The sequence below is a fragment of the Micromonospora maritima genome (assembly GCF_902825405.1).
GTDB classification, from domain to species: Bacteria; Actinomycetota; Actinomycetes; order Mycobacteriales; family Micromonosporaceae; genus Micromonospora; species Micromonospora maritima.
In genome coordinates this window covers 1-15,085 of sequence record NZ_CADEAU010000090.1, presented here as the reverse complement: position 1 = coordinate 15,085, position 15,085 = coordinate 1, and the positions used below count along the sequence as shown (strand labels likewise).

11 protein-coding genes, 1 tRNA gene and 2 pseudogenes are annotated in these 15,085 nt (G+C 73.0%); 5 read left to right on the top strand and 9 right to left on the bottom strand.

Annotated features, from left to right (window positions below; all coding sequences use genetic code 11):
- Nucleotides 1–285: pseudogene (locus HUW36_RS11760) on the top strand (ABC transporter permease subunit); the annotation flags it as partial.
- A 579-nt stretch (nt 286–864) separates the two neighbouring features.
- Here the strand turns inward: HUW36_RS11760 and HUW36_RS11755 are convergent.
- The 8 genes and pseudogenes from HUW36_RS11755 to HUW36_RS11720 all read right to left on the bottom strand — a co-directional run.
- Nucleotides 865–938: transfer RNA gene (locus tag HUW36_RS11755), tRNA-Pro, on the bottom strand.
- Between the two features lie 154 nt (nt 939–1,092).
- Nucleotides 1,093–2,499, bottom strand: a complete 1,407-nt coding sequence (der, locus tag HUW36_RS11750) for a ribosome biogenesis GTPase Der (RefSeq protein WP_174528174.1) — start codon at nt 2,497–2,499, stop codon at nt 1,093–1,095.
- The gene (gene cmk, locus HUW36_RS11745; RefSeq protein WP_174528173.1) at nt 2,496–3,176 is read right to left on the bottom strand and encodes a (d)CMP kinase; all 681 of its coding nucleotides are present in this window, start codon (nt 3,174–3,176) and stop codon (nt 2,496–2,498) included. Before cmk ends, der begins: the two co-directional genes overlap by 4 nt.
- A gap of 171 nt (nt 3,177–3,347) precedes the next feature.
- The gene (locus HUW36_RS11740; protein ID WP_174528172.1) at nt 3,348–4,118 is read right to left on the bottom strand and encodes a pseudouridine synthase; all 771 of its coding nucleotides are present in this window, start codon (nt 4,116–4,118) and stop codon (nt 3,348–3,350) included.
- Nucleotides 4,105–5,190, bottom strand: coding sequence for an SMC-Scp complex subunit ScpB (gene scpB / locus HUW36_RS11735; RefSeq protein ID WP_174528171.1), 1,086 nt, complete (start codon nt 5,188–5,190; stop codon nt 4,105–4,107). The genes HUW36_RS11740 and scpB overlap by 14 nt, the downstream gene beginning before the upstream one ends.
- Before the next feature lie 4 nt (nt 5,191–5,194).
- The gene (locus tag HUW36_RS11730) at nt 5,195–6,211 is read right to left on the bottom strand and encodes a segregation and condensation protein A (RefSeq protein ID WP_174528170.1); all 1,017 of its coding nucleotides are present in this window, start codon (nt 6,209–6,211) and stop codon (nt 5,195–5,197) included.
- Nucleotides 6,212–6,252: 41 nt separating this feature from the next.
- On the bottom strand, nt 6,253–7,176 hold the full coding sequence (locus HUW36_RS11725) for a ParA family protein (RefSeq protein WP_013285595.1): 924 nt from the start codon (nt 7,174–7,176) through the stop codon (nt 6,253–6,255).
- Nucleotides 7,177–7,372: 196 nt separating this feature from the next.
- Nucleotides 7,373–7,582 (bottom strand): annotated as a pseudogene (locus HUW36_RS11720) (tyrosine-type recombinase/integrase); the annotation flags it as partial.
- A 261-nt stretch (nt 7,583–7,843) separates the two neighbouring features.
- Here HUW36_RS11720 and HUW36_RS11715 point away from each other — a divergent pair.
- Nucleotides 7,844–8,701, top strand: coding sequence for a helix-turn-helix transcriptional regulator (locus HUW36_RS11715; protein ID WP_174528169.1), 858 nt, complete (start codon nt 7,844–7,846; stop codon nt 8,699–8,701).
- A gap of 263 nt (nt 8,702–8,964) precedes the next feature.
- Complete coding sequence (locus HUW36_RS11710; RefSeq protein ID WP_174528168.1) at nt 8,965–9,876, top strand: cyclase family protein; 912 nt, start codon at nt 8,965–8,967, stop codon at nt 9,874–9,876.
- Nucleotides 9,877–9,898: 22 nt separating this feature from the next.
- Here HUW36_RS11710 and HUW36_RS11705 read toward each other — a convergent pair whose 3' ends face one another.
- Nucleotides 9,899–10,939, bottom strand: coding sequence for a S66 family peptidase (locus HUW36_RS11705; protein ID WP_174528167.1), 1,041 nt, complete (start codon nt 10,937–10,939; stop codon nt 9,899–9,901).
- 85 nt (nt 10,940–11,024) lie between these two features.
- Between HUW36_RS11705 and HUW36_RS11700 the strand changes: the two genes are divergently transcribed.
- The gene (locus tag HUW36_RS11700) at nt 11,025–12,062 is read left to right on the top strand and encodes a hypothetical protein (protein WP_174528166.1); all 1,038 of its coding nucleotides are present in this window, start codon (nt 11,025–11,027) and stop codon (nt 12,060–12,062) included.
- Nucleotides 12,063–12,186: 124 nt separating this feature from the next.
- Entirely contained in the window at nt 12,187–14,973 is a 2,787-nt protein-coding gene (ppc, locus tag HUW36_RS11695) for a phosphoenolpyruvate carboxylase (RefSeq protein WP_174528165.1), read from the top strand.
- Nucleotides 14,974–15,085: the final 112 nt, after the last annotated feature.

The window sequence follows — 15,085 nt, the reverse complement described above, 5'->3', positions numbered from 1 at the left end:
GTCTTCGGAACGATCGCGATCACCATCGGCGCGGCCACCGGCAGCCGGCCCGCCGCACTCGCGGGCACCGCAGGCGTCGCCGTCCTCACCTACGCCGCCAGCACCGCAGCCACCCAGCTCAACGCCGACGCCCTCCGTTACGCCTCCCCCTTCCACTACTACATCGACGGAGAGCCGCTCCGTAACGGTTTCCAATGGACCGACCTGGGCGTCCTGACCGCCATCGTCGCGGTGCTACTGACCATCGCGGCGACCACATTCAACCGACGCGACCTCGCCAGCTGAAAAGCCGTGATCGACATACAGGTGAGGACAGGGCGAGGAGACCCTTGCCCGGGGAGCAAGCAGCACGACGACCTGGATCACCGGCTGGTAAGGGTCGTACTGGCTGGTGGTCCTAGCCGCGCCCACCGCCCAACGGACGTGCGGCCACGCTGTCAGCGGCCATCATCGGGACGCGGCCCGCCTAACGTCCATCAGCTCAAACACCTCGTCGCCGAGTCCGTGGATTGCGATGTCGTCACGCTGACCCTCCCACCGTTCGCAGTCGAGCACCAGGTTGATCTGCTCCTGGCGTCTGCCGTAGCCCGAAGGTGTTGTCGGACCTCTGAGGAGGGCCGGGGTTCGGGGCAGCCCCGAAGACTTCATGGTCCTTGCCGTCCATCAGCGTGGCCGACCGGGCCGGCGCGGTCCACTCTGCGGGCCGCGTTGATCCAGAAAGCGAACGATCCGGCAGCCATCCCGGCTGGACACTTCAGACATGACCGTAGGTCAACAGTGCCGGGCACGCGTCAACCTGACTCATTCCCGTCCCCGGAACGGCGAAAGGGCCGATCCGATGTCGGATCAGCCCTCTGACCTGCGTCGGGACGGCCGGATTCGAACCGACGACCCCTTGACCCCCAGTCAAGTGCGCTACCAAGCTGCGCCACGTCCCGATGCCCCCGCGCGGTCTCCCCCGCAGCAGCCGGTACAGCTTAGCGCAGGATCTTCGCACCGTGCGCGCAGGCCCCTCCCGCGCCACACCCCCTAGACCGTCCTAGGAGGGTGGCCTGCCGGGGATGGGCCGGCAGGCCACCTACGGTGGCAGGATCAGCCGTGCGCCTTGCCCCGGCCGCCCGGGCCGAGCTTCTTGCGCGGGCGTACCGAGATGTCGATCGGGCTGCCCTCGAAGCCGAACTCCTCGCGCAGTTTGCGCTCCACGAACCGCTGGTAGCCGGCGTCGAGCGGGCCGGTGGTGAACAGCACGAACCGCGGCGGCGCCACCCCGGCCTGGGTGGCGAACAGGACGCGCGGCGCGCGCCCGCCGCGTACCGGGTGCGGGGTCGCCTGGACCAGCGCGGTGAGCCACTGGTTGAGCTGGGCGGTCGGGATGCGGGTCTCCCAGCTCGCGAGCGCCTTGCGCAGCGCGGGGGCGAGCTTGTCGACGGCGCGGCCGGTGCGCGCGGACAGGTTCAGCCGGATCGCCCAGGGGATGCGGCGCAGCTCCCGGTCGATCTCCTTGTCCAGGTAGTAGCGGCGGTCCCCGTCGACCAGGTCCCACTTGTTGAACGCGATGACGAGCGCCCGGCCGGACTCCACGACCATGGAGAGGATCCGCTGGTCCTGCTCGCTGATGACCTCGCTGGAGTCCAGCAGCACCACGGCCACCTCGGCCGCCTCGATCGCCGAGGCGGTCCGCAGGCTGGCGTAGTATTCCGTGCCGCTGGCCTTGCCGACCCGCTTGCGCAGCCCGGCGGTGTCGACCAGCTGCCAGGTCTCGCCGCCGATCTCGACCAGGCTGTCGACCGGGTCGACGGTGGTGCCGGCGACCGAGTCGACCACCGCGCGCTCCTCGCCGGAGAACCGGTTGAGCAGGCTGGACTTGCCGACGTTGGGGCGACCAACCAGGGCGACGCGGCGCGGTCCGCGCGGGCGGTTCTCCACGATCTTCGGCGCCTCGGGCAGCGCGTCCATGATGGCGTCGAGCAGGTCGCCCGAGCCCCGGCCGTGCAGCGCCGAGACCGGGAACGGCTCACCGAGACCGAGCGACCACAACGAGGTGGCCTCCATCTCGATGGTGGTGTTGTCGGCCTTGTTGGCCACCAGGATGACCGGCTTGGCGCTGCGGCGCAGCATCTTCACCGCGGCCTCGTCCACGTCGGTCGAGCCGACCATGGCGTCCACCACGAACAGCACCACGTCGGCGGTGGCCACGGCGATCTCGGCCTGCGCCGCGATGGCGGCGGCGCGGTCCTTGGCGTCGGGCTCCCAGCCGCCGGTGTCCACCACGGTGAACGTCCGGCCGTTCCACTGCGCGTCGTAGGGCACCCGGTCCCGGGTCACGCCGGGGATGTCCTCCACGACCGCCTGCCGGCGGCCGATGATCCGGTTGACCAGGGTGGACTTGCCCACGTTGGGGCGACCGACCACGGCCACCACGGGCTGCGGGCCGGTGGGCTCACCGGAGTCGACCTCCGGCTCGCGCAACTCGACCCAACCCCCGAAATCGTCGCTCATGCCACGCCCCGCTCGGTGAGCATCTGGCGCAGGCGGGTGACGACCTCGTCGATGCCCAGCTCGGTGGTGTCCAGCACCACCGCGTCGGCGGCCTGCTGGAGCGGGTTGACCTTGCGGGTCGAGTCCAGCCGGTCCCGGCGGGCCAGGTCGGCGGCGGTCGCCGCGACGTCGGCGGCGTCCTCGGCGCTGCGCCGCTGGGCGCGGGCCGCCTCGGAGGCGGTCAGGTAGACCTTCAGGTCGGCGTCGGGCGCCACCACGGAGCCGATGTCACGGCCCTCCACCACGATCCGGCCGGCCTCGGCGATCATGCGCCGCTGCCGCTCCACGAGCAGCTCGCGGACCGCGCCCACGGCGGCCACCGCGGAGACCGCGCCGGTCACCTCCGGGCCGCGGATGTCGGTGGACACGTCGGTGCCGTCGACGGTCACCGCGTACCCCTGGGGGTCGGTGCCGAGGCGCAGGTCGGCCTCGCCGGCGACCTTGGCCACCGACTCGGCGTCGGTCAGCTCCACCCCGGAGCGCAGGACCGCCCAGGTCAGCGCGCGGTACATGGCGCCGGTGTCGAGATAGCGGGCGTCGAGGCTCACCGCCAGTCGCCGCGACACGGTGGACTTACCCGAACCGGACGGCCCGTCCACAGCGACCACACATCGCCCGGCCGGTACGTTTTCCTCCACCGTTGTCCTCCTCAGCCCGTACCTCGCGGGTCGCCGGTCGTCCGGCGCCGTTGAGCGGATGTCCTTCGTCGTCAATCATGCCCGCGCCGCGCGGGCGTTCCGCCGGGGGCGTGTGCGCCGGCCCGCGGACCGCGTCGAAGCCTACCGGGAGCCGTACCCCGATCGTCGGGGTCAGTCACCCACGGCCTTGAACAGGGCGGCGACCTCCGCGTTGGTCAGCCGCCGCAGCCGCCCGGTGCGCAGGTCGCCGAGCTTGATCGGACCGATCGAGGTACGGATCAGCCGGGACACCGGGTGTCCCGCCTCGGCCATCAGGCGCCGGACGATGTGCTTGCGCCCCTCGTGCAGGGTCAGCTCCACCTGGGCGGTTTTGCCCAGCGTGTCGACCACCCTGAACCCGTGGACCTTCACCGGCCCGTCCTCCAGCTCGATGCCGGTGGTCAGCCGCCTGCCCAGGTTGCGCGGGATCGGCCCGGCCACCTCGGCGAGGTAGGTCTTGAGCACCTCGTACGACGGGTGCATGAGCTTGTGGGCGAGGGTGCCGTCGTTGGTGAGCAGGAGCAGGCCCTCGCTGTCGGCGTCCAGTCGCCCGACGTGGTAGACCCGCTGCTCCAGCCGCGCGCCGATGAAGTCGGCGAGCTCGGTGCGGCCCTTCTCGTCGGCCATGGTGGTGACCACCCCGCGCGGCTTGTTCATCGCCACGTAGACCAGGCGGACGTCGGCCTGGAGCCGCTCCCCGTCGACGACGATCACGTCGCGGGTCGGGTCGGCCTTGTCACCGAGCTGCGCCACCCGCCCGTTGACGGTGACCCGGCGCCGGAAGATCAGGTCTTCGCAGGCGCGCCGGGAACCCACCCCCGCGGCGGCGAGCACCTTCTGCAGGCGCTCGGCGCCCTCGTACACGGGGGCGTCGGGCTTCGGGGCACGGTCATCGCGTCGCATCGGCAAGCTCTTCTACGTCGTCGGGAAGGAACGGGGCCAGGGGCGGCAGGTCGTCCACCGAGTTGAGCCCCAGCTTCTCCAGGAACAGGGTGGTGGTCCGGTAGAGGAACGCACCGCTGTCCGCTTCGGTGCCGCACTCCTCGACCAGGCCGCGACCCACCAGGGTACGGAGCACCCCGTCGCAGTTCACACCCCGGATGGCGGAGATGCGGGAACGGGTCACCGGCTGGCGGTAGGCGACCACGGCGAGCGTCTCCAGCGCGGCCTGGGTCAGCCGGACCGACTGCCCGTCCAGTACGAACCGTTCCACGTAGGTGGCGTATTCCGGCCGGGTGTAGAGACGCCAGCCACCCGCGGCCCGGCGCAGGTCGAACCCGTGCCCGGCGGCGGTGTAGCCGGTGGCGATCTCGTCGAGCATCGCACCGACCCGCTCCGGAGCCTGTTCCAGGACCTCGGCCAGGGTCAGCTCGCTGACCGGCTGGTCCACCACGAGCAAGATCGCCTCCAGGGCGCCCCGCAGCTCCGCGTCGTCGAGCACCGGCGCGGGCGCCGGCTCCGGCGCCGCCCGTCGCCGTCCCCGCCGCTGGGGCACGCCGTCACCGGCCGCTCCCCCGCTCCCTTGGTCCGCCGCGGCCCGCGCGGGCGCACCCACGTCCGGCCCGTCGTCGTCACCGACAGCGCTCGCCGACCGACCCCCGGAGTCGGGATCGACAGCGCCTGCGGGACCCGCCTCGGAACCGGTCGCGCCGGCGTCGTCCGTCCCGCTCTCTCCAGAGATCTTGGTACGGTCCCGCCCCCCGAGGGGCGTCCCGGTACCAAGATCCGACCCGGTGGTGGCGATCTTGGAAGAAATCGGCCCCTCCAGGGGCCCTCCGCTTCCAAGATCTGCCGAGGGCTCCGGATCGCGGTCGGTTTCTGGTCGGGGCGAGCCGGAGGTGTCCGCGGGTTCGGGTTGCTCGGCGGGCGAGCGGGAGTCGTCCGGGGCGGGCCTGGGCGGGGCGGGGCGCTCCCACGGGGGCACCCAGGCGGCGGCCTGGTCGGCCAGGGAGTCGCGGCGTTCCTCGTCGCTCATCCGTTCACTCCTGCGTCGGTGCGGGTTCGTCGGCCGACCCGGTGGGCACGGCGACGTCGGATGCGGCAGCCGCGGCGACGTCGCCCGGCGCGACGACGCCGGCGGATCCGGCGGCATCAGTGGCTTCGGGGGTGCCGGCGTACTCGTCGACGGTCAGCTCGGCCTCGCCCTCGACCGGGCCGGTCCAGCGCACCGTCAGCTCCTCCAGCGCCTGCTCCTGCACGAACGCGACGAGCCCCTGCCGGTACAGCTCCAGCAGCGCCAGGAAACGGGCCACCACCTCCAGCGTCATCTCGCAGTCGGCGCAGAGCAGCGAGAACGTGGCGACACCGGCCCGGCGCAACCGGTCGGCGATGATGCCGGCGTGCTCCCGGACGCTGACCCGGACCATGTGCACGTGCGCGATCGACACCTCGGGCACCGGCTTCGGGCTCATCGCCTTCAGCGCGAGCTTGAGCAGGCGCTGCGGGCCGATGCCGAGCACCAGGTCGGGCAGCGCCTCGGCGTACCGGGGCTCCAGCGTGACCGCCCTCGGGTAGCGCCGGCCGCCGACCGCCTCCAGCTCGGCGATGTGTGCGGCGGCCTCCTTGTACGCCTTGTACTGCAACAGCCGCGCGAACAGCAGGTCCCGCGCCTCCAGCAGTGCCAGGTCCTCCTCGTCCTCGACCTCGGCCGAGGGCAGCAGCCGGGCCGCCTTGAGGTCGAGCAGGGTGGCGGCGACAAGCAGGAACTCGCTTGTCTCGTCCAGGTCCCACTGGTCGCCCATGGCCCGCAGGTAGGCGATGAACTCGTCGGTGACCTTGTGCAGGGCGACCTCGGTGACGTCCAGCTTGTGCTTGCTGATCAGCTGGAGCAGCAGGTCGAACGGGCCGGTGAAGTTGTCCAGCCGGACCGTGAAACCGCTTGTTTGTTCGCCGGTGCCCGGGTCGGCGGGCACCACACCGTCGACCTCGGCGGCCACCTCCGCGGCGACGGCGGAGTCGCCGGGGCCGAGTGGCGGGTCGAGGGGCGGCGCGGTCACCGGGAAACCGTAGTCGACGCGGTGGGCGGACGGCGTGCGGCCTACCGGTCCGCCTGGGCGGCGATCACCTCTCGGGCGAGCTGGCGGTAGTTGCGCGCGCCGGAGGAGGCCGGGTCGAGGGTGGTGATGGGCGCGCCGGCCACCGTCGACTCGGGGAACTTCACCGTCTTGGTGATGACGGTCTGGTAGACCTTGTCGCCGAACGCCTCGACGACGCGTTGCAGCACCTGCCGGCAGTGGGTGGTGCGGCTGTCGTACATGGTGGCGAGGATGCCCTCGAGTTCGAGGTCGAAGTTGAGCCGCTCGCGCACCTTGTCGATGGTGTCCAGCAGCAGCGCGACACCGCGCAGGCTGAAGAACTCGCACTCCAGCGGGATGAGCACGCCGTGCGCCACGGTCAGCGCGTTGATCGCCAGCAGGCCCAGTGAGGGCTGGCAGTCGATCAGGATGAAGTCGTACTCCTTGCGGATGGTGCGCAGCACCCGCGCCAGGGCCATCTCGCGGGCGACCTCGTTGACGAGCTGGATCTCGGCGGCGGAGAGGTCGATGTTGGCCGGCAGCAGGTGCAGCCCGGCCACGTCGGTCTTGATCAGGACGTCCTCGGCGGTGACGTCGTCCTGCATGAGCAGGTTGTAGACCGACAGGTCGAGGTTGTGCGGGTTGACGCCCAGGCCGACGGAGAGGGCGCCCTGCGGGTCGAAGTCGACGAGCAGCACCTTGCGGCCGTACTCGGCGAGCGCGGCGCCCAGGTTGATGGTGGTCGTGGTCTTGCCGACGCCACCCTTCTGGTTGGCCATCGCGATGATCCGCGCCGGGCCGTGCCTGTCGGTCGGCATCGGCTCGGGGATCGGCTTGCGCATGGTGTAGGCGGCCGGGTCGGCAGGGCCCAGGTCGGCGCCGAGCGTCGCCTGCTGCTCACGGAGCTCCGACGTCCAGGTCTCGGCACGGTCACCGTTTCCTGCCATGTCCTCGTTGCCCCCTCCCGACGACCACCCCGGCGTCGGAGCCGTCCGACGTCCCTCGCGGCGCCGCTGCGCACCCCCCGGTCCGTCGTACCTGGAGGCCCGCGCCGATGCCGACTGTACGCCACCGGCCAGCAGCGCGTTCGGTACCGGGTCGGCGTGTCGGCCGCCCGTCAGCCAGGGCTCGCCGCGTCGGCGCTCAGCGAGCGCGGGGGTGCGCGGTGGCGTACACCTCGCGCAGGCGTTCCACGGTGACCAACGTGTACACCTGGGTGGTGGTCACCGAGGCGTGGCCGAGCAGCTCCTGCACCACCCGCACGTCCGCGCCGCCGTCGAGCAGGTGGGTGGCGTACGAGTGGCGCAGCGCGGCGGGGGCGGTCAGGTCGAGGCCGTCGACCCGGGCGGCACCGGAGCGCGCCAGGTCACGCGCCCGGGCCAGCCCGGGATCGGCCAGGGCGGCGGAGAAGAGTCCGGTGAGCATCAGTGATCACTTCCAGCGTGTCGACACGACGACGACCCCGCGTCCAGCCGGACGGGGGGTGCACCTGTCGAGACTATCCCGCGCCGGGGACAATCTCCGGTGGCACCGCGTACGCCGGAAGGGGGACGGTCGATGCCGGAACAGGTCGGTAGTGATCCCCGGACACGAACGACGCCGGGCCGGTGGCGGGTGCTCGGGGTCGCCCCCGGCATGCTGCTCTACCAGGTGCGGTGCGTGGTCGAGGATCCCGGCTGGCACGGGCCGGCGCGGGACCTGGGGCACCGGGTCTTCCTCGGCCGGTCGGGGGTCTCCCTGCGCCGGCTCAACGGTCAGGTCAGCGTGGTCGACGCCACCTCGGTGCTGCTCACCCGCCCCGGCGACGAGATGCACGCCGCGCACCCGCTGGGCGACGGCGACGTCTACACCTGCCTGGAGCTGTCCCCGGAGCTGCTCGGCGAGCGGCCGGACACCGAGCGGTGGCTGGCTCGCCGCGGCTGGGACGGCAGCGTCGACGAGCAGCTCGACCTGGAGCACCGGATGCTGGTGGCCCGCGCGGCTGCCGGGCTGGACCGGTTCGAGTTCACCGAGCGCGTGCACCGGTTCCTGGGCCGGTTGCTGGCGGCCAGCCCGGTCGGCGCGGGCGAGCCGGGGGCCGAGATCGAACGGGCCGTCCGCCGGCGACCGGCGACCCTCGCCGCGCACCGCCGGCTGGCCGACCGGGCCCGCGAGGTGCTGGCCGCCTCCGACTCCCGGCTCGGGCTGACCGACGTCGCCGCTCAGGTGGGCTGCTCACCGCACCACCTCAGCCGGGTGTTCCAGCGGGTCACCGGGCAGAGCCTCACCGCGTACCGGAACCGGCTGCGGGTGCGCTCCCTGCTGGACGTGCTGGCCGACGGCGACGGCCCGCCGCTGGGCGAGGTCGCCGCCACGTACGGCTTCGCCGACCAGGCACACCTGACCCGGGTGGTCCGGGAGCAGGTCGGGCACCCGCCGGCCCGGCTGCGTCGGCTGTTCGCCGCCCCCGAGGCCGACCTGGACGCCGCCTGAACGTTCGCTCGACGATCCGAGCAAGATTCTTCAAGAACCGCCCGGGCGGGCCCGGCGAGGATGGATCCCGTCAGCCCGGCCCGGGCCGCCATGGGGAGATGGTGGCCCGGCCAGGGGTACGCGGGCCTGTTCGGGGAGGCCCGACACCCGAAGCCGGTCCTGCGCCGCCGACCACGGCGAGCCGCGGAGGTGCCGCACTCCCCCCATGCGGCACCTCCCCCACGATCTTGACCGGGGGCGCGCCGCCATGGTGCGGTGGAGGCATGACGGGGGAACACCGGGCGGTCTTCGACGCCGAGGTCCGCTTCGCCAACGGCGGCGGGCTGCGTACCGAGGGTTTCCGGCTGGACGTGCCGGGCCCCGAGATCACCGACGACGAGCTGGCGGCGCTGCTCGTCCGGCACCTCGGGCTGCTCATGGTCGGTGAGGTGCGGATCAGCAACCGGACCGTCGTGGCGGAGCCGCACAAGGGCGGGCGCGGTGTCGCCGCCGCGGCTCCCGGCACACGACGCCTGGTCGAGCTGAGCCACGTGGTCACCGACGGCATGGTCACGCTGCCCGGCTGGCCGGAGCCGCGAATCACCGACTGGCTGACCCGGGAGTCCTCCCGCGAGCGGTACGCGCCGGGGGTCGAGTTCCACGTCGGGCGGATCGACATGATCGCCAACACCGGCACGTACGTCGACACCCCGTCGCACCGCTTCGCCGACGGGCCCGACCTGACCGGGATCCCGCTGGACCGGCTGGCCGACCTGCCCGGCCTGGTGGTGCGCGTGCCCGCCGGCACCCGGGCGGTGGACCGGCTGCTCCTCGCCCCCTACGAGGTGGCCGGGCGGGCGGTGCTGCTGCACACCGGCTGGGACGCGCGCTTCGGCACCGACGGCTACGCCGGCCCGGAGGCGCCCTACCTGAGCGGGGACGGCGCCGACTGGCTGGTCGGGGCCGGCGCGGCGCTCGTCGGCATCGACTCGATCAACATCGACGACATGACTCCGGCGGCGGCCGGCGAACGCCCGGCGCACAGCGCGCTGCTGGCCGCCGGCGTCCCGATCGTCGAGCACCTGACCGGCCTGGACGCGCTGCCGCCGACCGGCTTCCGGTTCACCGCCGCGCCGCCGAGGGTGGCCGGCATGGGCACCTTCCCGGTCCGCGCCTTCGCCGTCCTGGACGGCTGACCGCGCCGCGGCGGGAACGGCGTCAGTAGCGGACCGCGATGCGGCGCTCGACCGCGTCGACCCGGATCTCCCCGCCGTACGGGACGATCAGTTGCGGGTCGGTGTGACCCAGGTCGACGTCGAAGACCACCACCGGGTCGTCGGCGTACGGCCCGACCGCCCGCAGGATCGCCGCCCGCTGCTCCTCGGCCCAGGCCAGCCGGTCCGCGACGGACCGGGGCCGGTCGAAGTCCCACGCCTTGGGCCGGCCGACCACGATCGCCGGAAAGCCGGCGAGCAGGCCGCGTTCACCCAGGTTGCGCACGATCCGGAAGACCTCCGTCGCCGGCGGCAGCTCGTTGGAGGTCTCGACGACCAGCACCGAGCCGGCGAGCGCCTCGGCGGAGGGCACCCGGTCGGTCGCCATCAGCCAGTGCACGATCTCCAGGCACCCGCCCCAGGTGCGGCCCTCGACCACCCGGGCCGGCCCGTGCCAGCGCCAGCCCTGGCCCGGGTACATCGGTGGCTCGTCGGCCAGCGCCGCCGGGTCCCGCCAGTCGCACGGTTCGTCACCCCACTCGGCGGCCGGCGTCAGCTCGTACCAGCCGGAGGTGAACAGCGCGGCGCGCAGCGAGTCGATCGTCTGCGGGTGCGGCCGGCCGGACCGGCCGAGGTGCACCAGCACGGAACCGCCGTGGTAGGCCACGATCCCCAGCCGGTGGAGGTGGTTGAGCACGTTGGTGTTGTCCGAGTAGCCGAAGTAGGGCTTCGGGTTGGCCCGCAGCACCTCGTCGTCGAGGAACGGGGTGACCGTGACCAGGTCGTCCCCGCCGACCGTGGCGAACACCGCGGTGATCGTGGGGTCGGCGAACGCGGCGGTCAGGTCCCGGGCCCGGTCGCGGGGGTCGGCTCCCGTCTGCCGGGTGGTCGGATACTCCACCGGCTCCAGCCCCAGCTCGTCGCGGATCCGCCGCAGGCCCAGCTCGTACACGTGGGGGAAGACGCCCGGCAGGCCGGCGGAGGGTGAGACGACCGCGACCCGGTCGCCCGGTCTCGGCTTGGCGGGATAGCTAGGCGTCGGCATGATCCGGACGCTACCGGCCCGCACCAACGATTTCGGCCCGGCAAAACGCCACGAGCCGGGCATATGCCGGCAATAGGCTGGGCCCGTGGACGACGAGGCGGAGCTGCGTACCCGGGACTGGCTGCCGCGCACGGCGGCGCTGGTCCTCGGCACCCTGGCGCTGGCCAGCGCGTTCATCGCCGCCTACGTCGGCGCGTTGCACAAGCCGGACCCGAGGGACGTGCCGGTCGCCGTGGTCTCCTCCGACCAGCAGGCCCAGGCCGTGACGTCGGCCGTCCGCGCCCGCACCGACACGATCAAGACCGTCCGGTACGACAGCCGGGAGCGCGCCGACGACGGCCTCGACGACCGCTCGGTGTACGCCGTGCTCAGCTCCGCCCCGGGCGGCGGCCTGACCCTGGCCACGGCCAGCGCCGGCGCGCCCGCCGCCACCGAACTCGTCACCGAGGTGTTCACCGAGGCGGCCCGGCAGGCCGGCGTGCCGCTGGAGGTCACCGACGAGGTGCCGGTCTCCGCCGGCGACCCGCGCGGCCTGGTCCCGTTCTACCTGGCGGTCGGCGTGGTCCTCGGCGGCTACCTGGCCTCCACGGCGCTGGGCATCTCGCTCGGCACCAGCCCGGGCAGCCTGCGCCGGGCCGGGTTGCGGATCGCCACGCTCGCCGTCCACTCCGTCCTGCTCGGCGTCATCGGGGCCGTCCTGGTCGGCCCGGTGCTCGACGTCTTCCCGCACGACGTGGGCACCATCGCGGTGGTGGGCGCGCTCGCCGCGTTCGCCGCCGGGATGGTCGCGTCCGCCGTGCAGGCATGGCTCGGGCTGCTCGGCACCGGCATCGTGATCCTGCTGCTGGTGGTGCTCGGCAACCCCGGCTCCGGGGGGATCTACGCGCCCGAGTTCCTGCCCCCGTTCCTGCGCGGGATGCACCGCTGGAACGTCCCCGGGCTCGCCACCGACCTGCTCAAGTCGGCGATCTACTTCGACTGGCGGGGCGGCGGTTGGGCGCTCGTCGGCCTGCTGGTCTGGGTGGTCGCCGGCCTGCTCGGCCTGCTCACCGCCACCATGTTCCGGGCCCGCCGCCGGGCCGCCCGGACCGGTCCGGGACGGCACGCGGTCGCGGAAGGCTGACCGGTCCGCCCGTCCCAGAGTGCAGATCATCACGCCGTCCCCCTCCTGCCGTCGGGGCGCACGCGGATACCATCCAGGGGAGTCGGACAGCGCTGTCCTTCGTCCTCGCGTAAGGAGCGCAACCGTGACCGACCAGCACGACCACGACGGCCCCGACGCCGCTCTCCGGGCCGACATCCGCCGCCTCGGCACCCTGCTCGGGCAGACCCTGGCCCGCCAGGAGGGCCGGCCGCTGCTCGACCTGGTCGAGGAGATCCGCGCCCAGGTCCGCTCCGACGCGCCGGCCGCGGCCCAGCGCCTCGCCGGGCTCGACGTCACCACCGGCACGAAGCTGGCCCGCGCCTTCTCCACCTACTTCCACCTGGCCAACATCACCGAGCAGGTGCACCGCGCCCGCGACCTGCGTCGCCGGCGTGCCACCCACGGCGGCTGGCTGGACCAGGCGGCCAAGATGATCGCCGAGCGCGGGGTGCCGGCCGAGGAGATCGCCGCGGCGGCCCGCCGGCTGGCCGTACGCCCGGTCTTCACCGCCCACCCCACCGAGGCGGCCCGCCGGTCCATCCTGTCCAAGCTGCGCGCGGTCGCCGACGAGCTGGACACCGAGACCGCCAACGCGATCCTCTACGGCGCGAGCGACGAGGGCCCGGCCAACCGCCGCCTCGCCGAACTGCTCGACCTGATGTGGCAGACCGACGAGCTGCGGCTCGACCGGCCGGACCCGACCGACGAGGCCCGCAACGCCATCTACTACCTGCGCGACCTGCACGCCGAGGCCGCGCCGCAGGTCCTCGACGACCTCGCCGACACGCTGCGCACGCTCGGCGTGGAGACCTCACCGACCGCCCGCCCGCTGACGTTCGGCACCTGGATCGGTGGTGACCGCGACGGCAACCCGTTCGTCACCCCGACGGTCACCCGCGAGGTGCTGCGGATCCAGCACGAGCACGGCATCGAGGCCACCGAGAAGGCGATGGACGAGCTGATCAGCGAGGTCAGCGTCTCCCGTCGGCTGCGCGCGGTCTCGCTCGACCTCTCCGCCAGCCTGGCCAAGGACCTGGACGCGCTGCCCGAGGTGGCGCCCCGGTTCCGCCGGGTCAACGCCGAGGAGCCCTACCGGCTCAAGGCGCGCTGCGTGAAGGCGAAGCTGGCCAACACCCGGGAGCGGCTGCGCGCCGGCACCCCGCACGTGCCGGGCCGCGACTACCAGGGCTCGACCGAGCTGATCGCCGACCTGGAACTGCTGCGCGCGTCGCTGGCCCGCAACTCCGGCCAGCTCACCGCCGTGGGCCGGCTCGCCTCGACCATCCGGACCGTCTCCGCGTTCGGGCTGCACCTGGCGACGATGGACATCCGGGAGCACGCCGAGAAGCACCACGAGGTGCTGGCCCAGCTCTACGAGGCGGTCGGCGAGGTCTCCGACTACCCGTCGCTGACCCGGCTGGAGCGCACCAAGCTGCTCGCCGACGAGCTGACCGGCCGGCGGCCGCTCTCCACCCAGGACAGCCCGCTCACCGAGTCGGCGCGCAAGACGTTCGACGTGTTCTCCGCGATCCGCGAGGCGCAGGACCGGTTCGGCCCCGAGGTCATCGAGTCGTACATCATCTCGATGACGCTGGGCGTGGACGACGTGCTCGCCGCGGTGGTGCTGGCCCGGGAGGCCGGCCTGGTCGACGTGCACAGCGGGCGGGCCCGGATCGGCATCGTGCCGCTGCTGGAGACCCCGGCCGAGCTGAACGCCGGCGGCGAACTGCTGGACGAGCTGCTGTCGTTGCCGGCCTACCGGGCGCTCGTCGCGGCGCGCGGTGACGTGCAGGAGGTGATGCTGGGCTACTCCGACTCCAACAAGGAGGCGGGCATCACCACCAGCCAGTGGTCCATCCACCGGGCCCAGCGCGCGCTGCGGGACGTGGCCGCCCGGCACGGCGTACACCTGCGGTTGTTCCACGGCCGGGGCGGCACGGTCGGCCGCGGCGGCGGGCCCACCCACGACGCGATCCTCGCCCAGCCGTACGGCACGCTCGACGGCGCGATCAAGGTGACCGAGCAGGGCGAGGTCATCTCGGACAAGTACACGCTGCCGGCGCTGGCCCGGGAGAACCTGGAGCTGACCGTGGCGGCCGTGCTCCAGGCCACGCTGCTGCACACCGCGCCCCGGCAGCCGGCCGAGATGCTGGAGCGCTGGGACGCGGCGATGGACGTGGTGTCCGACTCGGCGTTCCGGTCCTACCGGTCCCTGGTCGAGGACCCGGACCTGCCGGCCTACTTCTGGGCGTCCACCCCGACCGAGCTGCTCGGCGCGCTGAACATCGGCTCCCGGCCGGCGAAGCGGCCGAACACCGGCGCCGGCCTGTCCGGCCTGCGGGCCATCCCGTGGGTGTTCGGCTGGACGCAGACCCGGCAGATCGTGCCGGGCTGGTTCGGCGTGGGTTCCGGGCTGGCCGCCGCGCGGGAGGCGGGGCTGGCCGACGTGCTCGCCGAGATGAACCGGAACTGGCACTTCTTCCGCACGTTCCTGTCGAACGTCGAGATGATGCTGACCAAGACCGACCTGAGCATCGCCCGGCGGTACGTGGAGACGCTGGTCCCGAAGAAGCTGCACCCGATCTTCGAGAAGATCGAGCAGGAGTACGAGCTGACCAAGCAGGAGGTGCTGGCGATCTCCGCCTCGCCGGCCCTGCTGGAGAACTCGCCCGTGCTCCAGCGCACACTCGCCGTGCGGGACACCTACCTGGAGCCGCTGCACCACCTCCAGGTGGCGCTGCTGCGGCAGTACCGCGAGTCCGGCGCCGCCGGGCGGGCGGTGGCGACCGCGCCGGGTGGCCGACGGGCACCGAACGACGGCACGGCGCTGGAGCGGGCGCTGCTGACCACGGTCAACGGCATCGCCGCCGGCATGCGCAACACCGGCTGAGGTGAAAGGAAGGGCCCCTTCTTAACGCCTCGTGCATAAGAGGGGGCCCTTCTTAACGCCTGCGCCCGGCGCGCTGCGAGCGGCGCCCGACGCGGCGGCGCCCGACGCGGCG